At 61.7% G+C, this 25,980-nt stretch carries 22 protein-coding genes; 13 read left to right on the forward strand and 9 right to left on the reverse strand.

The window, feature by feature from the left end:
• Positions 1–24: 24 nt before the first annotated feature.
• From nadC to purN, 6 genes are all read right to left on the reverse strand, one after another.
• Entirely contained in the window at positions 25–954 is a 930-nt protein-coding gene (gene nadC / locus OH764_RS13485) for a nicotinate-nucleotide diphosphorylase (RefSeq protein WP_498847134.1), read from the reverse strand.
• Positions 954–2,093, reverse strand: coding sequence for a quinolinate synthase (gene nadA / locus OH764_RS13490; RefSeq protein WP_498848823.1), 1,140 nt, complete (start codon positions 2,091–2,093; stop codon positions 954–956). The genes nadC and nadA overlap by 1 nt, the downstream gene beginning before the upstream one ends.
• Positions 2,094–2,220: 127 nt before the next feature.
• Positions 2,221–3,417, reverse strand: coding sequence for a DesA family fatty acid desaturase (locus OH764_RS13495; protein ID WP_498847135.1), 1,197 nt, complete (start codon positions 3,415–3,417; stop codon positions 2,221–2,223).
• A gap of 202 nt (positions 3,418–3,619) precedes the next feature.
• Positions 3,620–4,993, reverse strand: coding sequence for a mechanosensitive ion channel family protein (locus OH764_RS13500; protein WP_498847136.1), 1,374 nt, complete (start codon positions 4,991–4,993; stop codon positions 3,620–3,622).
• Between the two features lie 80 nt (positions 4,994–5,073).
• On the reverse strand, positions 5,074–6,333 hold the full coding sequence (locus tag OH764_RS13505; RefSeq protein ID WP_498847137.1) for an RsmB/NOP family class I SAM-dependent RNA methyltransferase: 1,260 nt from the start codon (positions 6,331–6,333) through the stop codon (positions 5,074–5,076).
• Positions 6,330–6,983 carry a phosphoribosylglycinamide formyltransferase gene (gene purN, locus OH764_RS13510; RefSeq protein WP_498847138.1) on the reverse strand — a complete coding sequence of 218 codons (654 nt, stop codon included), beginning with the start codon at positions 6,981–6,983 and terminating at the stop codon, positions 6,330–6,332. The genes OH764_RS13505 and purN overlap by 4 nt, the downstream gene beginning before the upstream one ends.
• 116 nt (positions 6,984–7,099) lie before the next feature.
• Here purN and OH764_RS13515 point away from each other — a divergent pair, with 116 nt between their 5' ends.
• The 6 genes from OH764_RS13515 to dut all read left to right on the forward strand — a co-directional run bounded on the left by OH764_RS13515 (position 7,100) and on the right by dut (position 14,527).
• Positions 7,100–8,095 carry a bifunctional riboflavin kinase/FMN adenylyltransferase gene (locus OH764_RS13515; RefSeq protein ID WP_498847139.1) on the forward strand — a complete coding sequence of 332 codons (996 nt, stop codon included), beginning with the start codon at positions 7,100–7,102 and terminating at the stop codon, positions 8,093–8,095.
• A gap of 165 nt (positions 8,096–8,260) precedes the next feature.
• Positions 8,261–11,098 (forward strand): isoleucine--tRNA ligase, encoded by a 2,838-nt coding sequence (gene ileS, locus OH764_RS13520; protein WP_498847140.1) that lies wholly within the window; start codon positions 8,261–8,263, stop codon positions 11,096–11,098.
• Between the two features lie 11 nt (positions 11,099–11,109).
• On the forward strand, positions 11,110–11,616 hold the full coding sequence (gene lspA / locus OH764_RS13525) for a signal peptidase II (RefSeq protein ID WP_020069119.1): 507 nt from the start codon (positions 11,110–11,112) through the stop codon (positions 11,614–11,616).
• A gap of 139 nt (positions 11,617–11,755) precedes the next feature.
• Complete coding sequence (gene coaBC / locus OH764_RS13530) at positions 11,756–12,970, forward strand: bifunctional phosphopantothenoylcysteine decarboxylase/phosphopantothenate--cysteine ligase CoaBC (protein WP_027804813.1); 1,215 nt, start codon at positions 11,756–11,758, stop codon at positions 12,968–12,970.
• 76 nt (positions 12,971–13,046) lie between these two features.
• Complete coding sequence (locus OH764_RS13535; RefSeq protein WP_498847141.1) at positions 13,047–14,066, forward strand: LLM class flavin-dependent oxidoreductase; 1,020 nt, start codon at positions 13,047–13,049, stop codon at positions 14,064–14,066.
• 14 nt (positions 14,067–14,080) lie between these two features.
• Positions 14,081–14,527: a dUTP diphosphatase gene (gene dut, locus OH764_RS13540; RefSeq protein WP_498847142.1), complete on the forward strand. Its 447-nt coding sequence runs from the start codon at positions 14,081–14,083 to the stop codon at positions 14,525–14,527.
• 75 nt (positions 14,528–14,602) lie between these two features.
• Here the strand turns inward: dut and clpA are convergent, their stop codons facing one another.
• Both clpA and clpS read right to left on the reverse strand, forming a co-directional pair.
• Positions 14,603–16,900 (reverse strand): ATP-dependent Clp protease ATP-binding subunit ClpA, encoded by a 2,298-nt coding sequence (clpA, locus tag OH764_RS13545; RefSeq protein WP_020069123.1) that lies wholly within the window; start codon positions 16,898–16,900, stop codon positions 14,603–14,605.
• Positions 16,897–17,211, reverse strand: a complete 315-nt coding sequence (clpS, locus tag OH764_RS13550) for an ATP-dependent Clp protease adapter ClpS (RefSeq protein WP_006050100.1) — start codon at positions 17,209–17,211, stop codon at positions 16,897–16,899. The genes clpA and clpS overlap by 4 nt, the downstream gene beginning before the upstream one ends.
• Before the next feature lie 548 nt (positions 17,212–17,759).
• Between clpS and OH764_RS13555 the strand changes: the two genes are divergently transcribed.
• Positions 17,760–17,966, forward strand: coding sequence for a cold-shock protein (locus OH764_RS13555; protein ID WP_007180614.1), 207 nt, complete (start codon positions 17,760–17,762; stop codon positions 17,964–17,966).
• 293 nt (positions 17,967–18,259) lie between these two features.
• Here OH764_RS13555 and icd read toward each other — a convergent pair whose 3' ends face one another.
• A complete protein-coding gene (gene icd / locus OH764_RS13560) occupies positions 18,260–19,516 on the reverse strand; it encodes an NADP-dependent isocitrate dehydrogenase (RefSeq protein ID WP_392394296.1) in 1,257 nt (418 codons plus the stop codon).
• A 330-nt stretch (positions 19,517–19,846) separates the two neighbouring features.
• Here icd and OH764_RS13565 point away from each other — a divergent pair, with 330 nt between their 5' ends.
• From OH764_RS13565 to OH764_RS13590, 6 genes are all read left to right on the forward strand, one after another.
• The gene (locus OH764_RS13565) at positions 19,847–20,416 is read left to right on the forward strand and encodes a pseudouridine synthase family protein (protein ID WP_498847143.1); all 570 of its coding nucleotides are present in this window, start codon (positions 19,847–19,849) and stop codon (positions 20,414–20,416) included.
• A 387-nt stretch (positions 20,417–20,803) separates the two neighbouring features.
• Positions 20,804–20,998, forward strand: a complete 195-nt coding sequence (locus tag OH764_RS13570) for a hypothetical protein (protein ID WP_011489640.1) — start codon at positions 20,804–20,806, stop codon at positions 20,996–20,998.
• A gap of 144 nt (positions 20,999–21,142) precedes the next feature.
• Positions 21,143–21,649, forward strand: a complete 507-nt coding sequence (locus OH764_RS13575; protein WP_498847144.1) for a DUF192 domain-containing protein — start codon at positions 21,143–21,145, stop codon at positions 21,647–21,649.
• A 388-nt stretch (positions 21,650–22,037) separates the two neighbouring features.
• Positions 22,038–24,143: an elongation factor G gene (gene fusA / locus OH764_RS13580; RefSeq protein WP_027804816.1), complete on the forward strand. Its 2,106-nt coding sequence runs from the start codon at positions 22,038–22,040 to the stop codon at positions 24,141–24,143.
• Between the two features lie 210 nt (positions 24,144–24,353).
• Positions 24,354–24,878: a cupin domain-containing protein gene (locus tag OH764_RS13585; RefSeq protein WP_498847145.1), complete on the forward strand. Its 525-nt coding sequence runs from the start codon at positions 24,354–24,356 to the stop codon at positions 24,876–24,878.
• 17 nt (positions 24,879–24,895) lie between these two features.
• Positions 24,896–25,924, forward strand: a complete 1,029-nt coding sequence (locus OH764_RS13590) for a HoxN/HupN/NixA family nickel/cobalt transporter (RefSeq protein WP_498847146.1) — start codon at positions 24,896–24,898, stop codon at positions 25,922–25,924.
• Positions 25,925–25,980 lie beyond the last annotated feature (56 nt).

Consider the following 25,980-nt stretch of genomic DNA (forward strand, 5'->3'; position numbering starts at 1 on the left):
GCGTTCTATAAGCAAGAATTTCCGTCAGACGATCCGCAAAGAGTAGTCGGTCGCTCGTACGTCCTTCGTCAGAGCGCCGATCGACACACGGTCGACGCCCGTTTCCGCGATAGTCCGCACTGTTTCGAAGTTCACGCCACCCGACACTTCCAGTACGGCGCGCCCCGCGGTGATCCGCACCGCTTCGCGCATCGAATCGAACGAAAAGTTGTCGAGCAGAACAGACTCCGCGCGATGCGCCAATGCCGTTTCCAGCTGCTCGAGCGTCTCGACCTCGATCTGGATAGAGACGCCCGCGTTGAGCGCGAGCGCGGCGTCCATAGCCGCCCCCACTCCGCCAGCAGCAGCAATGTGGTTTTCCTTGATCAGAATGCCGTCATACAACGCGAGCCGTTGATTCGCTCCGCCGCCCACGCGCACCGCGTATTTCTGCGCGAGCCGCAAGCCGGGCAACGTCTTGCGCGTATCGAGAATGCGGGTACGCGTATGAGCGACCGCATCGACGTACCGGCGCGTGGCGCTCGCCACGCCTGATAAAAGCTGAAGGAAGTTAAGCGCGTTGCGCTCGGCAGTGAGCAGCGCACGGACCGGTCCACGCAGTTCGCACACGGGAGTGTCTGCTGTCATCCGGTCGCCTTCGCGGTAAAGCCACTGCACCTCGATCCGCGAGTCCACTTGCCGCAAAACCGCGTTGAACCACGACACGCCGCACAGCACCGCATCTTCACGGACGACGACACGCGCGCGGCGCACGTCGTCGGCGGGGACGAGGCGGCCGGTCTGGTCACCCGTGCCGACGTCTTCCGCAAGCGCGTCGGCGACGTTGCGCGCGAGCGCTGCGTGGAACGCTGCGCCGTATTGCGCATGGATCTCGGCGAAGAGTGGCGACACGGCTTCGGCGTGACTGTATGCCGCCGAACGGGGCACTGCTGAACTATGCGCTGCCGCGTTCATCAGGCGGCTCCCACGTTCGAATACAACTGCGCGTCGCGCGCCAGATCGCCGCTCGCCTGCACGCGCTTCTTATGGCGCGCCGCAAAGTCCAACATACGGTCGATCGGCACACGGGCCCGCTCCCCAACAGCGCGTTCGACGAAAATCTCGTTATGACCGCGTTCGAGGACGTCGGCGAGATTCGCGAGACCGTTCATAGCCATCCACGGGCAGTGCGCGCAACTCTTGCATGTCGCGCTGTTGCCGGCAGTAGGCGCGGCAATCAGCGTCTTGCCGGGCGCAGCGAGTTGCATCTTATGGAGGATGCCGAGGTCGGTTGCGACGATGAAGTGCGTCGCATCCAACTTCTGCGCGGCATCGATCAACTGAGTCGTGGAGCCGACGACATCCGCCTGCGCCACCACGTTGGCTGGAGACTCCGGATGAACCAGGACTTTAGCTCCTGGATATTCGGCGCGCAGCAAATCGAGTTCAATGCCCTTGAATTCGTCGTGTACGAGACACGAACCCTGCCACATCAGCATGTCCGCGCCGGTCTTGTTCTGGATGTAACCGCCAAGGTGCCGGTCAGGCGCCCAAATGATCTTTTGGCCGCGCGCGTGAAGGTCGGCCACGATCTCCAGTCCGATCGACGATGTCACCATCCAGTCTGCGCGGGCTTTAACGGCCGCGCTCGTATTCGCATAAACGACCACCGTGCGGTCTGGATGTGCGTCGCAGAAAGCCGAAAACTCATCTACCGGACAGCCGAGGTCCAGCGAACATGTTGCGTCGAGATCCGGCATCAGAATGCGCTTGTCCGGGCTGAGAATCTTCGCCGTCTCGCCCATGAACCGCACTCCCGCCACAACGAGAGTCTGGGCCTCGTGATCGCGCCCGAAGCGGGCCATTTCAAGTGAATCGGCCACGCAGCCGCCTGTTTCGTCGGCCAGCTCCTGCAATTCGGCGTCGACATAGTAGTGGGCGACGAGCACGGCCTTCTCGCGCTTGAGCAATGCGCGAATGCGCTCTTTCAGCGCCACTTTTTCCTGCGCCGACGGCACCTCGGGCACCTTCGCCCACGCCTGCCCGATCCCGCAGGAGGTCCCCTGCGCCAACGGCCGGTCGTATTCCACGGCCTTGATCGCCTGCTGATCCATGATCTCTTCTGCCCTCGCTTTGCCGCCGTGGAATACCCATCGCGTCATGCAAATTCCGCGGCCCAAAAAGCAAAACCCCGCCAACGCGGGGTTTTGTGACGTAACGAAATTTTAATGGATTTCGTGACTAAGCATAACGGCGCAGTCGCATTGCGAACTCCTGCAGCGCCTTGATGCCGCTCGCTTCAGCGCGATGGCACCAGTCCTGCAACTGCGCCAGCAACTGATCGCGCGACGCATTCGAGCGCTCCCACATTGACGCAAGTTCGTTACGCATGTCGATGTAGGTCTTCAATTTCTGGCTGTTCGCGAAGATTTGCGGCAGCAGACGCTTCTGCGGCTCGTCGAGCCCGGCTTCTTCTTTGTGGAACCAGCTGCGCGCCCCGCGCATGACCTGATATTTCTCGCGCGCGCCCACTTCCTTCAGATGCGCGAGTTCCTGACGATACGCACGCTTGAGCGCCTTGCCGTAACGCGCCATCACTTCGTAACGGTTAGCCAGCACGGCTTGCAACGTGTCCTGATCGAGCACCATCTTGCCCGTGGTCAGACGCGGCGTGGGCGCGACCTTCTTCACCTTGGCAAGGCGGAAAGCCGACATGATGCGGATGTACATCCAGCCGATGTCGAACTCGTACCACTTGTTCGACAGCTTCGCCGAGGTGGCATACGTGTGGTGATTGTTGTGCAGCTCTTCACCGCCGATGATAATGCCCCACGGGAAAATGTTCGTGCTGGCGTCCGACGAGTTGAAGTTGCGATAACCCCAGAAGTGCGCGAGACCGTTCACCACGCCGGCTGCCCAGAACGGAATCCACACCATTTGCACCGCCCAGATGGTCAGGCCGACCACGCCGAACAGCGCGACGTTCAGCACCATCATCAGGCTGACGCCGAGAATCGGGTACTTCGTGTAGACGTTGCGTTCCATCCAGTCATTCGGCGTGCCGTGACTGAACTTGCGCATCGTCTCTTCATTTTTCGCTTCGGTGCGGTACAGTTCCGCGCCTTCGAGCAGCACCTTCCAGATGCCGCGCGTTTGCGGGCTATGCGGATCTTCCTCCGTCTCGCACTTCGCGTGGTGCTTACGGTGGATAGCCGCCCATTGACCGGTCAGCATGCCCGTGGTCATCCACAGCCAGAATCGGAAAAAATGACTGACGACAGGGTGCAGCTCCAGCGCGCGGTGCGCCTGGCAGCGATGCAGATAAACCGTCACACCGATGATCGTGACGTGTGTCACGGCGAGCGTGTACAGAACAAGTTGCCACCACGAGAAGCGCATCAAACCGTGGGCAAGGAAATCGAGCAAAGAATTCAACAAGGCAATTTACCTGTGGAACGAGAGACACGAGACACCCGCGAACTGCGCGTGTCAAGAAAGTGAAAGCATACAGCGGGATTGGACGACATTCTACTGGAAGCGTTCCAAGTGTTTGTAACAAATAGAGATTTTTTGTGCAGCATCAACGGAAATAGCCCCGCGGCAAGCCCTCTTAGACTCATCAGTGCCGTGCGAGTGCCCGCTAAATAGCGTTGCCAGCCTGATCAGCCATCCCGTCAGTCACATTTACCGATCTGGACAACGCGCCTCCGACATTTGCTATGTCAGCCGCATTCCCGACAATGCGGACTTCGCGTTGCGCGAAAGGAATGGAGATGCCGTGTGCGGAAAAAAGCTGCCAGATGTTGCGATTGACCGCCGAGCGGACGGCTGATGTGCCCGTTGCCGCGTCGGCAATCCAGAAGCCTAGTTCCAGATTGATGCCATCGGCGCCAAAGCCTACGAGATAAGGCGTGGGCGCGGGGTCCGTCAGTACGCGGGGCACGCCGTCCGCCGCTTGCGCGAGGAGCGCCATGGCCTGCTCGACATCGGCGGTGTAGGCGATCTGCACGGCCGCCTTCGCATAGCCACGCGTCAGATACGACGACTGATTCTGCACGACGTCGGTAATCAGTTTTTCGTTGGGAATGAGCGTTTCGATACCGTCAAGACCGCGCACGACCGTATATCGGGTGCGGATCTGCGTGACCATGCCTTGCAGGCCGCTCACGTTGATCGTGTCGCCGATTCGCAGCGACCGGTCGATCAGGATGATGAAGCCCGACACGTAGTTGCTTGCAATCTTCTGCAAACCGAACCCCAGCCCCACGCCCAGAGCACCGCCGAACACGCCGAGCACGGTGATGTCGATGCCTACAAGCGACAAGCTGATCAACACCGCCGCCAGTACAAACGCCGCGCGGCCGACACGCGCCACCACGACTTTCAGATTCGCGTCGAGCGTCGCGGCGCGCATCAGACGGTCTTCGAACGCCGAGCCGAGCCACATTGCGACGATCATCGTCACGCAGACCCACAGCAGGCCCGTGACGAGCGAGAGCAGCGTCATGTGCGCGTTGGCGACACGAAAGTGCACGCTCGCCATCCACGCGATCACGTCGTCCTGAATGCCCATCACGGTGAGCACCATCGCGACCCACACGCCCAGAGAAACGATCTTTTCGACGAGGAAAAGCCACGGGTGAGTCTCCCCGTCATGGCTGAAGACGCGCCGCGCGAAGAAAAACACGATGTAAATCAAGCCGATGCCGAAGAGCGGCACCAACGCGAGATCGAGCAGTGACGTGTGGATGAACCGCCCGGCGATCGCCCGTGCGATCCACACCAGCACTGCGCCGATCAGCGGGAAAAACGCGCGGTTCAGGCTTTCCGCGCCAAAGCGCAGCGTCTGATAGCGTGTTTGACGGCGCAAATCGAGCGCCCGTCGCAGCAGCTTGGCGAGTAACCAGGCGAGCGCGAGCGTGGCAATCAGCACCCCGACTTGCCAAAGCATGACGGGCTGGCCGAAGTCGCGCGCGAGATCGCCGAACAAATGAGAAAAGATACGGTTTTGCATGATGTTGCCGGAATGACCGGCTGACGGTTCGGCTCGCGGTTCGGGTAGTCGATCCGCGAGCCGGCTGGCCTATTGCGGGCTCAGCTCTGGCGTTCGAGCACGGCGGCGAAAAAGCCGTCGGTCGCGTGGCGGTGCGGCCAGAGCGACAGATAATCGCCCATTTCGAGATCGATGCGCTGCTCGGCCAGCACCTCGCGCGCGGGCACGAGCGCAAAGTCCGGATGATCTGCGAGGAACTGCTGGACGACCGCTTCGTTCTCCGCTTCCAGGATCGAGCAGGTTGCATACACGAGGCGACCGCCCTTTTTCACCAGACGCGCCGCGCTCGCCAGAATCGACGCCTGCTTGGGTGCGAGTTCGGCGACCGACTCCGGCGACTGGCGCCATTTCAGGTCCGGGTTGCGGCGCAGCGTACCCAAACCGCTGCAGGGCGCGTCAACCAGCACCCGGTCGATCTTGCCGGCAAGCCGCTTGATCTTGGCGTCGTGTTCACTGTCGATCAGTACCGGATTCACGTTCGACAAACCGCTGCGCGCAAGTCGCGGCTTGAGCTTGGCGAGACGCCGCTCGGAGATGTCGAACGCGTAGAGACGCCCGGTCGAGCGCATCGCCGCGCCCAGCGCCAGAGTCTTGCCGCCCGCGCCCGCGCAGAAGTCGACGATCATCTCGCCGCGCTTCGGCGCAACCAGCGAGCACAGCAACTGGCTGCCTTCGTCCTGCACCTCGACCCAACCCTGCTGGAACGCGTCGAGCTTGGTGAGCGGCGGCTTGCCCACCACCCGCACGCCGAACGGCGCGAACGGCGTTGCGCCGGCTTCGATGCCGGCTTTCGACAGCGCGTTCAGTACGTCGTCGCGGCTCGCCTTGATCGGGTTCGCGCGCAGATCCAGAGGCGCCGGGTAGTTCAACGCGGCCGCCAGTTGAGCCAGTTCGGCCGGCTCAAAACGCTTTGCGAGCGCCTGATAGATCCAGTCGGGCAGGTTCAGGCGAATTCGCAGCGGCAAGCTGTCCGGGTCGATCATCGCGACGTGCTCGAGCCATTTCGACTCCGCGTCCGACACGAACGGCTTGAGCGCCGTGCGGCCGGCCGTCTGCATCAGGCCGAGCAAGGCCATGCGGCGGGCCGGGCTGCCCGCGCCGCTTTCGGCAAGGTGCGCAAACTCCATCCGGCGACGCAGCACCGCGAAAACCGCCTCGGCAATCACGCCGCGCTCGCCGTGCCCGAGCTTCGGATGTGCGCGAAAGAAACGGCTCGTGGTAGCGTCGGCTGGGCCGTTCAGTCGAAGGACTTCAGCCAGCAAAGTCTCAGTTTGTCCAATCAGAAAACCATGTAATCTCATGCGCCCTCTCCGGCGGTGTGACCGGCAAAGAGCCATTGCGGCTCCGGCGGCGTAAGCGTGACGCGCAGGCCATCCAGAGCGAGACGCCCTTCGACGAACCAGCGCACCGCGCGTGGATAAATAATGTGTTCAGTTGCAAGCACGCGCTCGGCGAGCGTGGCGGGCGTATCGCCGGCCTCGACGGGCACCGCCGACTGCGCGACGATGGGCCCGTGATCGAGCTGCGAAGTAACGAAATGCACCGACGCGCCGTGCAGGCGCACGCCGGCGTCGAGCGCCTGCTGATGCGTTTTCAGTCCCGGAAAGCTCGGCAGCAGCGACGGGTGCACGTTCAACATGCGCCCCGCATAACGGTCGACGAAACCGTCTGTCAGCACGCGCATAAAGCCTGCGAGCGCTACCAGATCGGGCGCGAAACGATCGATTTGTTCAGCGAGCGCGGAGTCGAAGCTGTCGCGATCGGGAAACTGGCGGTGATCGACCACCGCCGTGGCAATGCCGTGCGACGCCGCGAACGCAAGGCCCGCGGCATCCGGACGGTTGGCAATCACGGCAGCGACTTGCGCCGGCCAGCCTTCGTCCGAGCAGGCTCGAACGATAGCTTCCATGTTGCTTCCCCGCCCTGAAATCAGGATGACGAGTTTTTTCATGCGCGGATTTTATCATTCGGGGGCACCCAAACCGCGACGCGCCGCCGTCCCGTGCGCCGAGCGTTTATAATCGTTTGTTTTGCGGCACCTCGCCCGCTCTATCCCGACGCGCTATCGTGAGAGTCTTCCGCGGTCTTCCCAATGCTGAAAGCCGTGCGCCCTGCGCACTGACCATCGGCAACTTCGACGGTGTCCACCGCGGCCATCAGGCTTTGCTCGCGCACGTGCGCGCGGCGGCCGACGCGCGCGGCCTGCCCGTCTGCGTGATGACCTTCGAGCCACACCCACGCGAGTTCTTCAATCCCGCCGGCGCGCCGCCACGCATCGCGATGCTGCGCGACAAGCTGGAGGCGCTGCGCACCAACGGTGTGGACCGCGTCGTCGTAGAACACTTCAATCACACATTCGCGAGCCAGTCGCCGGATGCGTTCGTCGAACGGATCATCGTCAACGGGCTGCACGCGCGCTGGGTGATGATCGGCGACGACTTCCGCTATGGCACAAAGCGCGCGGGCGACTTCGCGTCGCTAAAAGCCGCGGGGCAGCACTACGGTTTCGAAGTCGAACAAATGGCAACGGTCGCCGATCCGTCCGGCGCGCGCATATCCAGCTCAGGGGTACGCGCGGCGCTGGTGGCCGGCGATCTCGACGCGGCGCGCGCCGCGCTGGGCCGCGATTACCTGATCAGCGGTCACGTCGTGCACGGCATGAAGCTCGGCCGCGATCTCGGCTTTCCCACGCTAAACCTGCCGATCGCGCACAAGCGTCCGGCGCTCGCGGGCATTTTCGTCGTGCGCGTGCATGGCGTGGCGGACGAACCGCTGCCGGGCGTCGCGAGCCTCGGCCTGCGTCCAACCGTCGACGATTCCGGCCGCGTGCTGCTCGAAGTGCACCTGCTCGACTGGCACGGCGACGCATACGGCAAGCTCGTGCGCGTCGAATTCCTGAAGAAGCTGCGTGACGAGGAAAAGTACGTCGACCTCGAAACGCTCACGGCCGCCATTGCGCGCGACGTCGCCAACGCGCGCGCTTGGTTCGCGGCCGTCGGCGCGGGTACACCGGGCAGCCGTTCCACCGGTTTCGCCACGTCGGCCACCGACCGAATTAGATAGCCGCCGCGGTCCATGCGCGCTGATTGCCGCAAGGACCGCCGCTCTCGCGCGTCGAAAGGCGTCCGTGCATCGCGCGACATACCTGCCGGGCGCGCCCCACGCTCTCGCGCATCGTGCGCAACCCGCGCCCCGCTGCGCTTATAAAGAATTCACCGCGACCACATCATGAGCAACAAGAAAGCCGATTCGAAACCGCCGTCACGTTATCCCGTGAACCTGCTCGACACGCCGTTCCCGATGCGCGGCGATCTGCCCAAGCGCGAGCCGCAATGGGTCAAGGAATGGCAGGAACGCAAGATCTACGAGAAGATCCGCGCCGCCAGCAAGGGCCGCAAGAAATTCATCCTGCACGACGGCCCTCCGTATGCGAACGGCGACATTCACCTCGGGCACGCGGTGAACAAGATTCTGAAGGACATGATCGTCAAGGCGCGCAACATGGCGGGCTTCGACGCGGTCTATGTGCCGGGCTGGGACTGCCACGGCATGCCGATCGAAATCCAGATCGAAAAGCAGTTCGGCAAGTCGCTGCCCGCCGCCGAAGTGATGCAGAAGGCGCGTGCCTATGCGACCGAGCAGATCGAAAAGCAGAAGGTCGGCTTCCGTCGTCTGGGCGTGCTCGGCGAGTGGGACAACCCGTACAAGACGATGAACTTCGCAAACGAAGCCGGAGAAATCCGTGCACTCGCGAAGATCATGGAAAAGGGCTACGTGTTCCGCGGCCTGAAGCCGGTCAACTGGTGTTTCGACTGCGGCTCGGCGCTCGCTGAAGCAGAAGTCGAGTACAAGGACAAGACAGATCCGACCATCGACGTGCTGTTCAGCTTCGCCGAGCCGGAAAAGACCGCACAGGCGTTCGGTCTCGCCGCGCTGCCGCGCAACGAAGGCGGCATCGTGATCTGGACCACCACGCCGTGGACGATCCCCGCGAATCAGGCGCTGAACCTGCATCCGGAAATCGTCTACGCGCTCGTCGACACGCCGCGCGGCCTGCTGATCCTCGCCGAAGAACGCGTCGAAGCATGTCTGAACACATATGGCCTGGAAGGCTCGGTCGTCGCGACCACGCCCGGCGCGAAGCTCGTCAATCTGCGTTTCAACCATCCGCTCGCGTCCGCTCATCCGGGCTACAAGCGGACGGCGCCGGTCTACCTGGGCGACTACGTCACGACCGAAACCGGCACGGGCGTCGTGCATTCGTCGCCGGCCTATGGCGTGGAAGACTTCGTGTCCTGCAAGGCACACGGCATGGCCGATTCCGACATCATCAATCCTGTGATGGGCGACGGCCGTTACATCGAATCGCTCGCGCTGTTCGGCGGCCTGTCGATCTGGGCGGCCAATCCGCAGATCGTCGAAGCGCTGCAAGGCGCCGGGTCGCTGTTGCGCACCGAGAAGTACACGCACAGCTACATGCACTGCTGGCGCCACAAGACGCCGATCATCTACCGCGCCACGTCCCAATGGTTCGCCGGCATGGACGTGAAGCCGAACGATACCGACAAGACTCTGCGCGAAACCGCACTCGAAGGCATCGAAAACACGGCGTTTTATCCGTCGTGGGGCAAGCAGCGCCTCTTCAGCATGATCGCAAACCGTCCCGACTGGACACTGTCGCGCCAGCGCCAATGGGGCGTGCCGATGGCCTTCTTCGTGCACAAGGAAACCGGCGAACTGCATCCGCGCACGCTGGAGTTGCTGGAGGAAGTCGCGAAGCGCGTAGAAGAGGCCGGTATCGAAGCATGGCAAACGCTCGACCCGCGCGAATTGATCGGCGACGACGCTAACATGTACGAAAAGAACCGCGACACGCTCGACGTGTGGTTCGATTCCGGCACCACGCATTGGCACGTGCTGCGCGGCTCGCATAAAGACGAGCTGCAATTCCCGGCCGACCTGTATCTGGAAGGCTCGGACCAGCATCGCGGCTGGTTCCATTCGTCGCTCTTGACCGCGTCCATGCTCGACGGCCGTCCGCCGTACAACGCGCTGCTCACGCACGGCTTCACCGTCGACGGCGAAGGCCGCAAGATGAGCAAGTCGCTCGGCAACGGTATCGATCCGCACGAAGTGGCGAACCGGCTCGGCGCAGAAATCATCCGCTTGTGGATCGCGTCGACCGATTACTCGGGCGAGCTCGCTATCTCCGAAGAAATCCTGAAGCGCGTGACCGAAGGCTATCGCCGCATTCGCAACACGCTGCGCTTCCTGCTCGCGAATCTGTCGGACTTCGACTTCGAGAAGAACGCGCGCCCGGTCGAAGACTGGCTCGAGATCGACCGCTACGCGGTGGCGCTGTCGGCGAATCTGCAAAATGACATCCTCTCGCATTACGACAAGTACGAGTTCCACCCGGTCGTCGCGAAGCTGCAAACGTTCTGCTCCGAAGACCTCGGCGGCTTCTATCTGGACGTGCTGAAGGACCGCCTGTACACCACGGCTGCGGATTCCGTCGCGCGCCGCTCGGCTCAAACCGCGCTGTATCACATCGCGCAAGGCCTGCTGCGTCTGATGGCGCCGTTCCTGTCGTTCACAGCCGAAGAAGCGTGGAAGGTGTTCCAGCCGAACAGCGAGACCATTTTCACCGAGACGTACCACGCGTTTCCGGCGGTGCCGGACGCAGGCACGCTGCTCGACAAATGGACGTTGTTGCGCGCTGCCCGCGGCGACGTGACGAAGGCGCTGGAAGAAGCGCGCGTCGCGAACCTGATCGGCTCGTCGCTGCAGGCGGAAGTGGAAATCCGCGCGAGCGGCGCACGTTACGACGCGCTGACGAGCCTCGGCGACGACCTGAAGTTCGTGCTGATCACGTCGGCGGCGAGCGTCGTCAAGGTCGAGAGCGAAGACGAAGAAGGCGTCGAAGTGATCACGTCGAAGTATCTGAAATGCGAGCGCTGCTGGCACTATCGTGCGGACGTGGGCGCAGACGCGGAACACCCCACGCTGTGCGGCCGCTGTGTCAGCAACCTGTTCGGTAACGGTGAAGCGAGGAGCGCGGCATAATGGCGAGAACCATGGCGAAAACCACATCGAAAGCTTCCGCCGGAAACAGTTCGCTGGCGCCCTGGCTGGGCGTCGCGCTGATCGTGATCCTGTTCGATCAGTTGACGAAAATCGCGGTGCAGAAGGTGTTTGCTTATGGCGTCGCGCATGAGGTCACGTCGTTCTTCAACCTGATTCTCGTGTACAACCGCGGCGCGGCATTCAGCTTCCTCGCAATGGCTGGCGGCTGGCAACGCTGGGCGTTTACCGCGCTCGGCGTGGTCGCCGCGCTGGTGATCTGCTATCTGCTCAAGCGCCACGGCGGGCAAAAAATGTTCTGCACCGCGCTTGCGCTGATACTCGGCGGCGCGCTCGGCAATGTGATCGACCGGCTCGCGTACGGCCACGTGATCGACTTTCTGGATTTCCACGTGCGCGCGTGGCACTGGCCGGCGTTCAACCTGGCCGACAGCGCGATTACGGTCGGCGCGATTCTGCTCGTAATCGACGAGTTGCGGCGCGTACGCGGCTCGCGTTAAGGTCGCGATAGCGGTCGCCTCACAGCGCGAGGCCGCGGTCGCCTTTCGACCGCTCGCCTCGTGCCAGAAGTCCGCTTTGACGGCCGGCAACGGTGCAAGCGCGCCGCGCTCGGCCACCACGCTTTGTCGGAGGCTTTCGTTGGCAACCGCAGAACTCGCAGGGAAACACCTCGTCCTCGGTATGACGGGCGGCATTGCCTGCTACAAGATCGCCGAACTCACGCGCCTGCTGACCAAGGCCGGCGCAACCGTGCAGGTCGTCATGACCGAAGCGGCCACGCAGTTCATCACCCCGGTGACCATGCAGGCGCTGTCTGGCCGGCCCGTCTACACGAGCCAGTGGGACGCGCGTATTGCGAACAACATGGCGCATATCGATCTGTCGCGCGAAGCCGACGCGATCGTGATTGCGCCTGCCTCCACCGACTTCCTCGCCAAACTCGCACACGGCATGGCCGATGACCTGCTCGCTACGCTATGCGTCGCGCGCGATTGTCCGCTGCTCGTCGTGCCCGCGATGAACCGGCAGATGTGGCAAAACCCGGCCACGCAGCGCAACGTCGCACAATTGCGCGCGGACGGAATTGAAGTGCTCGGGCCGGACTCCGGTCCTCAGGCTTGCGGCGAAATCGGCGACGGGCGCATGCTCGAAGCCGCGGCGACCTATGAGGCGATCGCGTCGTTCTTTGCGCCGAAAATTCTTTCGGGCCGGCGCGTGTTGCTGACCGCCGGGCCGACGTTCGAACCGCTGGACCCGGTGCGCGGCATCACCAACCGATCGAGTGGCAAGATGGGGTTCGCGCTGGCCCGCGCCGCGCAACAGGCCGGCGCCGACGTGCATCTCGTCGCCGGTCCTGTCGCGCTCGAAACACCGTGGGGCGTGTTCCGCGAAGACGTGCAGACCGCCCAGCAGATGCACGATGCCGTGATGCGCGCGGTGACAGATGCGGACATCTTCATCGGCGTAGCCGCGGTCGCTGACTGGCGCGTCGATCACCCGAGCGACCACAAGATCAAGAAAAGCGCGGATCGCGCGTTGCCCACTTTTTCGTTCGTCGAAAATCCGGACATTCTGGCCTCGGTCGCGAAGTTGCCGCATCCGCCCTTCACCGTCGGCTTCGCCGCGGAAAGCGGCGATCTCGAAGTGCATGGCGAAGAAAAACGCGTGCGCAAAAACGTGCCGCTTCTGATCGGCAATCTCGGGCCGCTCACATTCGGCATGGACGATAACGAGGTCATCCTGTTCGAAGCGGGCGGCGCCACCAGGCTGCCGCGCGCGGACAAGCAGACGCTCGCGCGCGCGCTGATCGCGGAGATTGCGAAGCGTCTGCCCGACACAAGTTTGATTCGCTGAGCCGGCGGTCCGGCGCCGGCATGCAGTCGCCGCAAGCAACGCGGCGAAGCGAATGACCCATCTGGAGCACACTGACATGACGCTACTTTCCGTGCTCGATCAAACGCCCGTCATTTCAGGGCACTCGGTGGCGGACGCGATTGCCGCCACGGTAGAACTCGCGCAACTCGCCGACGATCTCGGCTACACGCGCTACTGGTGCGCTGAGCATCACGGCTTACGTGGCGTGTCGAACCCGTGTCCGGAAGTGATGCTCGCGCGCCTTGGCAGCGTCACGCGGCGCATCCGGCTGGGCTCCGGCGGCATCATGCTGCCGTACTACAGCCCGTTCAAGGTCGCCGAGCAATTCATGATGCTGGAGGCGCTGTTCCCTAACCGCATCGATCTCGGCGTTGGGCGCGCGCCCGGCGGCGACATGCGCACCGCCCAGGCGGTTGCTGCGGGCGACTACAACCGCGGCGAAATCTTCCCGCAACAGGTGGCCGATCTGCTCGGCCTGATGCACGGCACGCTGCCTGCCGATCACGTCGCGCGAGGCGTACTGCTGCAACCGCAAGTTGCCACGCGTCCGCAGCTGTGGATGCTCGGTTCAAGCGAATTCGGCGGGTTGCTCGCTGCGCAGCTCGGAATCCGCTTCGCGTTTGCGCATTTCATCAACGCTCATTTCGGGCATCAGGTCGCGCACGCGTATCGCGAGCGTTTCAAGCCGAGCGAGGAAACGCAGCAATCGTATCTGGCCGCCGCCGTGTTCGTGATTTGCGCGGACACCGAACAGGAAGCCGCTGATCTGGCGAAAGCCGTCGATCTGCGTCGGGTGCAAATGGCTTATGGCCTGAACGAACCGATTCCGACTATCGAACAGGGTGTCGCGCAGGAGTATGGCGAGCGCGAGAAACTGGTGATAGACCGCGAGAAGCCGCGCAGTATCATCGGCACGCCCGAAGTCGTGACCGAGCGCCTCCATGCATTGCAGGAGCAGTTCCAGGCCGACGAGCTCATCGTGCTTACCGTCGCAGGCAGCTATCGCGCGCGCCTGCGTTCCTATGAACTCCTTGCCGAAGCGTTCCATCTCGGGCGCCCGGCTTCAACTTCTTAAACCTTCGAACCTGCATGAAACTCGACCTGAAGATTCTCGATGCGCGCATGCGCGACCAGCTTCCTGCCTACGCGACGAGCGGTAGCGCGGGGCTCGATTTGCGCGCGTGTCTCAAAGAGCCGTTGACGCTCAAGCCCGGCGAAACCGCACTCGTGCCGACGGGGCTCGCGATACACGTGGGCGACCCCGGCTATGCCGCGCTGATCCTGCCGCGCTCGGGTCTGGGACATAAGCACGGAATCGTGCTCGGCAATCTGGTCGGCCTGATCGATTCCGATTATCAAGGCGAACTGATGATCTCGACATGGAACCGCGGCCAGACCGCGTTCGTGCTCAATCCGATGGAGCGTCTCGCGCAACTCGTGATCGTGCCGGTCGTGCAGGCCGAATTCAATATCGTCGATGAGTTCGAGCAAAGCGAACGTGGCGCAGGTGGCTTTGGCAGCACCGGCAAGCACTGAACTGAACAGCGCAAATGAAAACGGCGTGGACCTTGCGGTCCACGCCGTTTTTTCTGTGGCGAGTACGCTCGACGCTTACTCGACTTCGACCGCTTCCGGATTCGGATTGCGCGGCGCCGGATGCTCGTCGAAGGTCAACTGGACCTTGTCTTCCGCATCGACGTCGACCGAAACACGGCCGCCGCTCATCAGCTTGCCGAACAGCAGTTCGTCGGCCAGCGCACGGCGAATCGTGTCCTGAATCAGACGCTGCATTGGCCGCGCGCCCATCAACGGATCGAAACCGTGCTTCGCGAGGTGCTTGCGCAACGCGTCGGTGAAGAGCGCATCGACCTTCTTCTCATGCAACTGATCTTCCAGTTGCATCAGGAACTTGTCGACCACGCGCATGATGATTTCTTCATCGAGCGCACGGAAGCTGATTGTCGCGTCCAGACGGTTACGGAACTCCGGCGTGAACATGCGCTTGATGTCGACCATTTCGTCGCCGGTTTCCCGACGATTCGTGAAGCCGATCACCGACTTGCCCATCGCCTCGGCGCCCGCATTCGTCGTCATGATGATGATGACGTTACGGAAATCCGCCTTGCGGCCGTTGTTGTCCGTCAGCGTGCCGTGGTCCATGACCTGCAGCAGCACGTTGTAAATGTCCGGATGCGCCTTCTCGATTTCGTCGAGCAGCAGCACGCAGTGCGGCTTCTTGGTGACAGCCTCGGTCAGCAACCCGCCCTGGTCGAACCCGACATAGCCTGGAGGCGCACCGATCAAACGGCTGACCGCATGACGTTCCATGTACTCGGACATGTCAAAGCGGATCAACTCGATACCGAGCGTGAACGCCAACTGCTTGGCCACTTCTGTCTTACCGACGCCCGTGGGACCCGAAAACAGGAACGCGCCGATCGGCTTATCCAGCTTGCCGAGACCCGCACGCGCCATCTTGATTGCGGCCGACAGCGCGTCGATAGCCGGGTCTTGCCCGAACACCACGCTCTTCAGATCGCGATCCAGCGTTTGCAGCTTGCTACGATCGTCTTGCGACACGCTTTGCGGCGGGACGCGGGCGATCTTCGAGATGATTTCCTCGATCTCGTTCTTGCCGATCGTCTTCTTCTGCTTCGACTTCGGCAGGATGCGTTGCGCCGCACCGGCTTCGTCGATCACGTCGATCGCCTTGTCCGGCAAATGACGATCTGTGATGAATCGTGCCGACAACTCCGCTGCCGCCGACAGCGCGCCAGACGAATACTTCACGCCGTGATGCTCTTCGAAACGCGACTTCAGGCCGCGCAGAATCGCCACCGTCTGTTCGACAGACGGCTCAGTCACGTCGACCTTCTGGAAACGGCGCGACAATGCCGCGTCTTTTTCGAAGATGCCGCGATATTCGGTGAACGTGGTCGCGCCGATGCACTTGAGCGTACCCGACGACAACGCCGGCTTCAGCAGGTTGGACGCGTCCAGCGTACCGCCCGACGCGGCGCCAGCGCCGATCAGCGTATGAATTTCGTCGATGAAAAGAATCGCGTGCGGGCGTTCCTTCAATTCCTTGAGGACCGTCTTCAGGCGTTGCTCGAAATCGCCGCGATACTTGGTGCCGGCCAGCAGCGCGCCCATGTCGAGCGAATACACTTGAGCGTCGGCCAGAATATCCGGCACTTCGCCGCGCGTAATTCGCCACGCCAGACCTTCGGCGATCGCCGTCTTGCCGACCCCCGCCTCGCCAACTAGCAGCGGATTGTTCTTGCGGCGGCGGCACAGCACCTGGACCACGCGCTCCACTTCCGACTCACGCCCGATCAGCGGATCGATGCGGCCGTCTTTCGCCATCTGATTCAGATTCTGCGTGAACTGGGCGAGCGGAGTTTCTTTCTGCGCGGCGGCTTCGTCGGACTCGGCATTCGCGTCGCTCGCTTTCGCGGCGTCGGTGCTGCTCGTCTTGGCGATGCCGTGCGAGATGAAATTGACCACGTCCAGACGTGTCACGCCCTGCTGTTGCAGGTAGTAGACCGCATGCGAGTCCTTCTCGCCGAAGATCGCAACCAGCACGTTCGCGCCGGTCACTTCCTTCTTGCCATTCGAGGTGGACTGAACATGCATGATCGCGCGCTGAATCACACGCTGGAAACCCAGCGTGGGCTGCGTGTCGACGTCGTCCGTGCCGGGCACGGTAGGCGTGTTGTCATGAATGAAGTTGCGCAGGTTCTGGCGCAGATCCTCGATATTGGCCGCGCATGCACGCAACACTTCCGCCGCTGTCGGATTGTCCAACAGTGCCAGCAAAAGATGTTCGACCGTTATGAACTCGTGCCGCGCCTGGCGTGCTTCCATGAACGCCATGTGCAGGCTGACTTCCAGTTCCTGGGCAATCATGCTTCCTCCATCACACACTGCAGCGGATGCCCGGCCTGCCGTGCGTGGGTAACGACTTGCTCGACTTTGGTCGACGCGATGTCCCGCGTATAGACCCCACAAACTCCCCTGCCCTCGCGATGCACCTTCAACATAACCTGTGTTGCGGTTTCACGATCTTTATTGAAATATTCCTGCACGATCATCACGACAAATTCCATTGGCGTGAAGTCGTCATTCAGCAGCACCACCTTGTACATGGATGGCGGCTTGAGCTTTTTCTCCTGCCGCTCCAGTACGGTGCCGTCCTGCTTGTCCGGGATAATCGCCATACACCCATTCTAAACATCTAGGACAGGCCCGCAATCCTGTCAAAACCCGGCAAACCGGCCGGTTCACCCGAACGCCGCCGCTGGCGGAAACTCACCGCCTGCATGCGCCATTCGACGAGCCGATTGCGGTGCCGGCCCCCTATCCAGATCATGCGTCGCGGCCGTGCTGCGCCGCAGTCGGATCGAGTATCGCACAACCTGCCGGAGCTAGCTGACCGCCACTCGTTCGCCCATCTCGCGGCGAGCGACCCGCAGAACAGCAAGTGAGTCGATTATGCGACTTTTCAAGACGCCCCGCTTGCGCAACCGCACATAACAAAAGCGGGAAAAACCCTGGAAACCGCCTGTTGGCAACGCGTGTAACGCCATCTCAAAATTTTCTTGACACTCGAATAAAGAGCCTCAACAATCAAGCTGGCACTTTTTTCACTGCGCCAAATTCGAAAAAATGCCGATGGTGAGCTTGTGAGGAGGGAGCGGCTGCATCGCGCGGTCGTCGAGCTTTTCGAGGGCTCGTGGTAGTGACATGAGTTACAGGGGAAGTTGGAATGGCAACTGGTACGGTCAAATGGTTCAATGACGCAAAAGGTTTCGGATTCATCACGCCTGACGAAGGTGGTGAGGATCTGTTTGCACACTTCTCGGCCATCCAGATGAATGGGTTCAAGACCCTCAAGGAAGGCCAAAAAGTGACCTTCGAGGTCGTGCAAGGCCCGAAAGGCAAGCAGGCATCGAACATCCAGGCACCCGCCTGACACGTGTTCGGTACCCGTCCTTTTGAAACCCGGCTTCGCGCCGGGTTTCTTTTTGGGCGTCACTTCCTGTTAATCCCAATCCCGTTGCAAATAGATCGACGTCCCAAATATCGGGCAGTCGGTCATGCAGGCTCCTCGTTTGCCTCGCCTCGCGTCATCGCGCACTCCGCCTTCAGCCGGTATGCGTCGGTCACGAAACCTCATATCGACCGGTTAGCGTAAAAAAACCCGGCTGCCTGAAAAGCGCAACCGGGTTCCTCGCGATGCCAGCAGGGCGGCTTGCCACGCGCCGCTTACATGTTTTCGATCATCACCTGGCCGAATCCCGAACACGAGACCTGCGTCGCGCCTTCCATCAGACGCGCGAAGTCGTAAGTGACCCGCTTTTGCAGAATGGACGTTTCCATTGACTTGATAATCAGATCCGCGGCTTCCAGCCAGCCGATATGGCGCAGCATCATTTCCGCGGAAAGAATCTCCGAACCCGGATTCACGTAGTCCTTGCCCGCGTATTTGGGCGCCGTGCCGTGAGTGGCCTCGAACATCGCGACCGAATCCGACATGTTCGCGCCCGGCGCGATGCCAATCCCGCCGACCTGCGCGGCCAGCGCGTCCGACACGTAGTCGCCGTTCAGATTGAGCGTCGCGATGACGTCGTATTCAGCCGGGCGCAACAGGATTTGCTGCAGGAACGCGTCGGCGATCACGTCCTTCACGACGATGTCGCCGCCCGTTTTCGGGTTCTTGACCTTCATCCACGGACCGCCGTCGATCAGCTCGGCGTTGAACTCCTTCTGCGCGAGCGCATAGCCGTAGTCACGGAATGCGCCTTCCGTGTACTTCATGATGTTGCCTTTGTGCACGAGCGTGACCGAGCGGCGATCGTTGTCGATTGCATACTGGATCGCCTTGCGCACGAGACGCTCCGTACCCTCGCGCGACACCGGCTTGATACCGATTCCCGATGTGTCGGGGAAGCGGATCTTCTTCACGCCCATCTCTTCCTTCAGGAATTTGATGACCTTTTTCGCCTCTTCGGATTCGGCCGGCCATTCGATACCCGCGTAGATGTCTTCCGAGTTCTCGCGGAAGATCACCATGTTGGTTTTCTCCGGCTCGCGCACGGGCGACGGCACGCCCTTGAAGTACTGAACCGGACGCAGGCACACGTACAGGTCGAGTTCCTGACGCAGCGCGACGTTCAGCGAGCGGATGCCGCCGCCGACCGGCGTGGTGAGCGGCCCCTTGATCGACACGACATATTCCTTCAGCACCTGAAGCGTTTCTTCCGGCAGCCATACGTCCGGACCGTAGACCTTGGTCGACTTCTCGCCCGCGTAGATTTCCATCCAGTGGATTTTCTTTTTGCCCGCGTAGGCCTTTTCCACTGCGGCGTCCACGACCTTGATCATGACGGGCGTGATGTCGACACCGGTGCCGTCGCCTTCAATAAACGGAATGATCGGCTGGTCGGACACGTTGAGCGAGAAATCCGCATTGACGGTGATCTTGTCACCACCGGTCGGAACGTTGATGTGCTGATACGGCATGATCGGACTCCAGTGAAGGCTGTGCTGAAAGCTGATGGGAGACTGCGAAAATGGGCGCTCCTCGCTACGCGCAATGCCGGACGCCCGCAAGCGGCCTGGCCGTTATTCTAGCCCACGCGGGCGCTGCACCGAGGCGAGAGCGGCTCGGGGTTTTCCAACATGAAGCGCCCACGACCGCCACGGCCGAACGTCGTGTCTTACACAAGACTCAGCGCTTTCGGACACGCGCTATGCTTTATGATCGCGCCATCGACTACAGGCCCGGGCGTGTTCTGTTTGCGCATCGGCGCTTCACGCCGCAACGGGCGTCGCACGACTCCATCATTTCTTATGCGCCTTCTCGCCCTGAACAAGCCGTTTGGCACGATCTGCCAGTTTTCCGCGCACGAGACGCGCGCTTCGCTGGCCGACTGGGTGAAGGTACCCGGCGTCTATCCAGCCGGGCGTCTCGACTCGGACAGCGAGGGCCTTCTGCTTCTCACCGACGACGGCGCGCTGCAAGCGCGTATCGCCGAACCGCGTCATAAGCTTGTCAAGCGCTACTGGGCGCAAGTGGAAGGCACCGTCGATTCCATCGCGTTGAAAAAGCTCGCGCGCGGCGTCGATCTGGGCGACTACGTGACGCAGCCCTGCCGCGCCGACTATGTCGAGCCGACCGACACGCTTTGGGCCCGCACGCCGCCGATCCGCTATCGCGCCGCGATTCCCACCACGTGGATCGAGTTGTCGATTACCGAAGGCAAGAATCGCCAGGTGCGCCGCATGACGGCCGCGGTCGGCTTTCCGACGCTGCGTCTCGTGCGTGTCGGCATCGGCGCACTCGATATTTTTTCGCTTGGTCTGCAGCCAGGAGAAAGCCTCGATCTGCCGCTGAAAGCGCCTTGGGAAGGCTACGCCTGAATCGCTAAGTCATTGTCTCCGTGAGCAAAACGGCGCGTGAAACTCGCGAGTGAAAAACCGTGAAACACCGGCATTCGCGCAACTCGTCGAAAGCCTGGTTCACCTCAACGTCCCACATCGAAACTTTCCGGAAAATTCACGTCAACCGGTGCGCGAGCTCACGCGTTATTCGACGCAGATGCCGCTCTAAGCCGTCCGGCATTCAGCCTTAAGGGCCTTTGTACAAGCCGCATGCGCGGTCCGTGCGGGCAGTCTGAGCGCTAGGCGGGCGCGTCGAAAAATTTGTTCGACGCACCTGTCAACCGAAAGGTGGATGGCACGTTTACCGACATGACTCAAACATAACCGGGTCATTTGGTTAATTAACTAAAGCTGAGGATTTGCAAAATGAACAAACTGATCGCCGCTCTGGTCGCTGGCCTCTTCGCAACGGCAGCATTCGCACAAGCTTCGGCACCGGCAGCAGCTTCGGCAGCTCCGGCAGCTGCTGCTTCGTCGGCTAAGAAGACCACGAAGCACGCTCACAAGAAGTCGCACAAGAAGGCAGCAGCAGCTGCTGCAGCTTCGGGCGCTTCGGAGTAAGTTTGTTGTAAAGACGCAGTCAAGAACTAGCTTCATTGCCGTTCTTACGGCGTTGAAAGGCAGATCACCGCAAGGCGATCTGCCTTTTTGTTTTTGACGCGCTCGCGTAACATTCCCCGGTTAATTTCAGCAAGGAGTCATGCCGTGCGATTTTCCATGCGCTCGTTGATGGCGCGTTTCGCCGTTGCCGCAATCCTGCCGTTCGCGGCGGTGTCGTTCGCCGCTTTGAGTGCGGCCCCCGCTCATGCGCAGCAAATGCCGGCCGGCGCGAAACAGCCTGGCGAATTTCCGCGCGCGAAGCTCACCGCCGGCATGTTCGTGATCGACGCGGCCGTCGCCGCCAACGACGCGGATCGCGAGCAAGGTCTGATGTACCGCACGAACCTGGCGCCGAACGAAGGCATGCTGTTCGTCTTCAACGAGAATGCCGTGCATTGCTTCTGGATGAAGAACACGTTGATCCCATTGTCGATTGCATTCATCAGAGCCGACGGGACCGTGACCGACATCGACGAAATGCAGGCGGAAACGACCAACAATCACTGCCCGAAGAATAACGGCGTCTATGCGCTCGAGATGAGCAAGGGCTGGTTCACGTCGAAGGGTATCAAGCCTGGAATGAAGATTCAGGGGCTGCCGGCTGCGCAGTAACTAGCGCAACTGGCGCACGAGTTGCACGGCAGTTCGCGGGCCGATCATCGCGCAGTGCTCCATCGCAAACACCGCCCCAAACACCGCCCCGTTCCGCAGCGGCAGCGCGCCTGATAAGCCAGCCGCTTCGTCAGATCCACCACCGCAAAGCCGTCGCCTTTCCAAAGGCGGCGGCTTTTGTCATTCTTGCCGTGCACTGCCCGTCATTCTTGCGTTACGGCACCGCCGCGCCCCGCCCCGCCCGGCCAGCCCGCGCCTGGCAAGATTCCTGCAAAAGACGGGCCGACGCGCTATCCTAGTATTCTTAGCAATGCAGCATCCCGCGGTCCGGGCGGCACAGACTGCCGCCCGCCAACCGTTTCAGGCGCGCTATTCCAAGGAGGTTCACGTGCCCCGCAAGACTCCCATCGAGCGCTACCGGAATATCGGCATCAGCGCTCACATCGATGCCGGCAAAACCACCACTACCGAACGCATCCTGTTCTACACCGGTGTGACCCACAAGATCGGTGAGGTTCACGACGGTGCGGCGACGATGGACTGGATGGAACAGGAGCAGGAGCGCGGCATCACGATTACGTCGGCAGCCACCACCGCCTTCTGGAAAGGTATGGCCGGCAACTACCCCGAGCATCGGATCAACATCATCGACACGCCGGGGCACGTCGACTTCACGATTGAAGTCGAGCGCTCCATGCGCGTGCTAGACGGCGCCTGCATGGTCTACGACTCGGTGGGCGGCGTGCAGCCGCAATCTGAAACCGTCTGGCGTCAGGCGAACAAGTACAAGGTTCCGCGCATCGCGTTCGTCAACAAGATGGACCGCGTCGGCGCAGACTTTTTCCGCGTGCAGCGGCAGATCGGCGAGCGGCTGAAGGGCGTCGCGGTGCCCATCCAGATTCCAATCGGCGCGGAAGAACACTTTCAGGGCGTGGTCGATCTCGTCAAGATGAAGGCGATTTTCTGGGACGAAGAGAACCAGGGCATCAAGTTCGAATACCGCGACATTCCGGCGGAGCTCGCTGACACCGCGAAGGAATGGCACGACAAGATGGTCGAGGCCGCCGCCGAGGCGAACGAAGAACTGCTCGATAAATACCTGGGCGGCGAAACGCTGACCGAAGAAGAAATCAAGCACGGCATCCGCGCGCGCTGCATCGCCAATGAAATCGTGCCGATGTTGTGCGGCAGCGCGTTCAAGAACAAGGGCGTGCAGGCAATGCTCGACGCGGTGATCGACTATCTGCCGTCGCCGGTCGACGTGCCCGCGATTACCGGTCACGACGAACACGACAAGGAAATCGAGCGTCACCCGAACGACACCGATCCGTTCTCGGCACTCGCCTTCAAGATCATGACCGACCCGTTCGTCGGCCAGCTGATTTTCTTCCGCGTGTATTCGGGCGTCGTGAATTCGGGCGACACCGTCTACAACGCGATCAAGGAAAAGAAGGAACGTCTCGGCCGCATTCTGCAAATGCACGCGAACGAGCGCAAGGAAATCAAGGAAGTTTACGCGGGCGATATCGCGGCGGCAGTCGGCCTGAAGGAAGCGACTACCGGCGACACGCTGTGCGATCCGAATAACGTGATCATCCTCGAAAAGATGATCTTCCCTGAGCCCGTGATCTCCCAGGCCGTGGAACCGAAGACCAAGGTCGACCAGGAAAAGATGGGCATCGCGCTCAATCGTCTTGCGCAGGAAGATCCTTCGTTCCGCGTGCAAACGGACGAGGAATCCGGTCAGACGATCATTTCCGGCATGGGTGAGCTGCACCTCGAAATTCTGGTCGATCGCATGAAGCGCGAGTTCGGCGTGGAAGCGACCGTCGGTAAGCCGCAGGTCGCCTATCGCGAAACGGTGCGCAACAAGGTCGAAGACGTCGAGGGCAAGTTCGTCAAGCAATCGGGTGGCCGCGGTCAGTACGGCCACGCGGTGGTCACGCTCGAGCCGGCGCCGCAGGGCAAGGGCTACGAATTCGTCGACGCGATCAAGGGCGGCGTGATTCCGCGCGAATACATTCCGGCGGTGGACAAGGGCATTCAGGAAACGCTAAAGGCCGGCGTGCTGGCGGGCTATCCGGTAGTCGACGTGAAAGTGACGCTGACCTTCGGTTCGTACCACGACGTCGACTCGAACGAAAACGCGTTCCGCATGGCCGGCTCGATGGCGTTCAAGGAAGCAATGCGCAAGGCGAAGCCCGTGCTGCTCGAGCCGATGATGGCCGTCGAGGTGGAAACGCCCGAAGACTTCATGGGCAACGTGATGGGCGATCTCTCCAGCCGCCGCGGCCTCGTGCAAGGCATGGAAGACATTGCGGGCGGCGGCGGCAAGCTGGTGCGCGCCGAAGTGCCGCTCGCGGAAATGTTCGGCTACTCCACGTCGCTGCGCTCGGCCACGCAAGGTCGCGCCACCTACACGATGGAGTTCAAGCACTATGCTGAAACCCCGAGCAACGTCGCCGAAGCCGTGATCAACGCGAAGCACAAGTAGGCGCTGCGCTAATGAAACAAGCCTGCGTGCCGCAGCATGGCCACTCAGGCTGACCGGCCAAAGCCCGTCCTTCATGGACGGGCTTTTTTTCGTCCACGAAGACGCAGGCGGTCCCTCGCCCCACAGACGTTTTTTAACGTGTAAAAATGCCGAACGGCGCCGCGGCCCTTTCCACGACGAATGTCAACGCAAGCCACGAGGAGACATGCGATGAGCCAGGATCACGAACATCCGCATTACAAGGACGAGCGCGACAAGCAGCAGGCCACACCCGTCGATTGGCGCGAGCACGGCGTCAAGGTGATTCGGGGCGATCAGCTCGACACCAACACCGCGCAAACGCCAGGCATGAATCGCGCGGCGGCGATCAATGCTGCACGCGTCGGCGCGCAAAAAATCTGGGCCGGCACGGTGACGATCCATCCGAATGCGAAGACCGGCGCACACCATCACGGCGCGCTCGAAAGCGTGATCTATGTGGTGCGCGGGCAGGCGCGGATGCGGTGGGGTGAGCATCTGGAGTTCACCGCTGAAGCCGGTCCTGGCGACTTCATCTTCGTGCCGCCGTATGTGCCGCATCAGGAAATCAATGCGAGCACCGACGATCCGCTCGAATGCGTGCTCGTGCGCAGCGACAACGAAGCGGTCGTGGTCAATCTGAATATCGACGCAGTCGAACAACCGGAAGCGGTGTATTGGGTCGATCCGATTCACAAACATCCGCACGATCACTAATCACTTTCACGCGACTCATGACGCCGACTGCTTCGCTGCGCCCTCGCCTTCTCACGCTGTACGCAGTTCTGATCGCGGCCAATCTGGGCGCATGGGCATGGGCGCTGATTGCGTTTCGCCACTATCCGCTGCTGCTCGGTACGGCGCTGCTCGCGTACGGTTTCGGTCTGCGCCATGCAGTCGACGCCGACCACATTGCCGCTATCGACGCCGTCACGCGCAAACTGATGCAGACCGGCAAGCGGCCGCTCGGCGTGGGCCTGTCGTTCTCACTCGGACATTCGAGCATCGTGATTCTCGCGACGCTCGGCATCGCGTGGACCGCGCATTCGCTGCACGGCCGCTTCGAGACGTTCAAGGCCGTGGGCGGCACCATCGGTACCCTTGTTTCGGCAACATTCCTGCTCACGCTCGCGGCCGTGAACCTCGTGATTCTGCGCGACGTGTGGCGGCGCTATCGTCATGTCCAACGTGACGGCGAACTGGCTGCTGCTGCGTTCGACACTGACCATGCAGCCGGTCCTGGAGGCTTGTTGTCACGCGCGTTGCGGCCGCTGTTCCGGCTCGTGACTAAAAGCTGGCATATGTACCCGGTCGGCGTGCTGTTCGGACTGGGCTTCGACACGGCAACCGAGATCGGCTTGCTTGCAATTGCCGCGTCCGAAGCCGGCAAGGGCTTGCCGTTGTATTCGATCCTGGTGTTTCCTGCGCTTTTCACCGCAGGCATGACGCTCGTCGATTCGACGGATAACGTGCTGATGGTCCATGCATACGGCTGGGCCATGGACGACCCCAAACGCAAGCTCTACTACAACGCGAGCATTACCTTCGTGTCGGCGGTCGTCGCGATCGTGATCGGCGGCGTAGAGGCGTTGGGACTGCTGTCCGACAAGCTCGGTCTGAACGGGGGAATATGGGATGCGGTGACGAACGCCAATGAGCAGTTCGGCGTGCTCGGCTACGGCATCGTCGCGGCGTTCATGGCGTGCTGGATCGGCTCGGTGCTGTTTCATCGCTGGAAGCGCCCAGCCATCGCGGCGCGGTAATTGCGTCCACATCGACGCGCGCGTTTGCTGCGGCCGGTAAGCTTTCCATCGCTATC

Origin of the sequence: Burkholderia sp. M6-3, from assembly GCF_050858985.1 — a bacterium.
GTDB lineage: Bacteria > Pseudomonadota > Gammaproteobacteria > Burkholderiales > Burkholderiaceae > Paraburkholderia > Paraburkholderia caledonica.

Bases quoted from the DNA above. Each gene is read 5' to 3' on its own strand.
- ileS (WP_498847140.1), top strand. From the start codon at position 8,261: ATGAGCAACAAGAAAGCCGATTCGAAACCGCCGTCACGTTATCCCGTG.
- lspA (WP_020069119.1), top strand. From the start codon at position 11,110: ATGGCGAAAACCACATCGAAAGCTTCCGCCGGAAACAGTTCGCTGGCG.
- OH764_RS13535 (WP_498847141.1), top strand. From the start codon at position 13,047: ATGACGCTACTTTCCGTGCTCGATCAAACGCCCGTCATTTCAGGGCAC.
- clpA (WP_020069123.1), bottom strand. From the start codon at position 16,900: ATGATTGCCCAGGAACTGGAAGTCAGCCTGCACATGGCGTTCATGGAA.
- OH764_RS13585 (WP_498847145.1), top strand. From the start codon at position 24,354: ATGAGCCAGGATCACGAACATCCGCATTACAAGGACGAGCGCGACAAG.
- OH764_RS13590 (WP_498847146.1), top strand. From the start codon at position 24,896: ATGACGCCGACTGCTTCGCTGCGCCCTCGCCTTCTCACGCTGTACGCA.
- OH764_RS13555 (WP_007180614.1), top strand. From the start codon at position 17,760: ATGGCAACTGGTACGGTCAAATGGTTCAATGACGCAAAAGGTTTCGGA.
- clpS (WP_006050100.1), bottom strand. From the start codon at position 17,211: ATGGCGATTATCCCGGACAAGCAGGACGGCACCGTACTGGAGCGGCAG.
- icd (WP_392394296.1), bottom strand. From the start codon at position 19,516: ATGCCGTATCAGCACATCAACGTTCCGACCGGTGGTGACAAGATCACC.
- OH764_RS13570 (WP_011489640.1), top strand. From the start codon at position 20,804: ATGAACAAACTGATCGCCGCTCTGGTCGCTGGCCTCTTCGCAACGGCA.
- OH764_RS13565 (WP_498847143.1), top strand. From the start codon at position 19,847: ATGCGCCTTCTCGCCCTGAACAAGCCGTTTGGCACGATCTGCCAGTTT.
- nadA (WP_498848823.1), bottom strand. From the start codon at position 2,093: ATGGATCAGCAGGCGATCAAGGCCGTGGAATACGACCGGCCGTTGGCG.
- nadC (WP_498847134.1), bottom strand. From the start codon at position 954: ATGAACGCGGCAGCGCATAGTTCAGCAGTGCCCCGTTCGGCGGCATAC.
- OH764_RS13505 (WP_498847137.1), bottom strand. From the start codon at position 6,333: ATGAGATTACATGGTTTTCTGATTGGACAAACTGAGACTTTGCTGGCT.
- OH764_RS13500 (WP_498847136.1), bottom strand. From the start codon at position 4,993: ATGCAAAACCGTATCTTTTCTCATTTGTTCGGCGATCTCGCGCGCGAC.
- dut (WP_498847142.1), top strand. From the start codon at position 14,081: ATGAAACTCGACCTGAAGATTCTCGATGCGCGCATGCGCGACCAGCTT.
- purN (WP_498847138.1), bottom strand. From the start codon at position 6,983: ATGAAAAAACTCGTCATCCTGATTTCAGGGCGGGGAAGCAACATGGAA.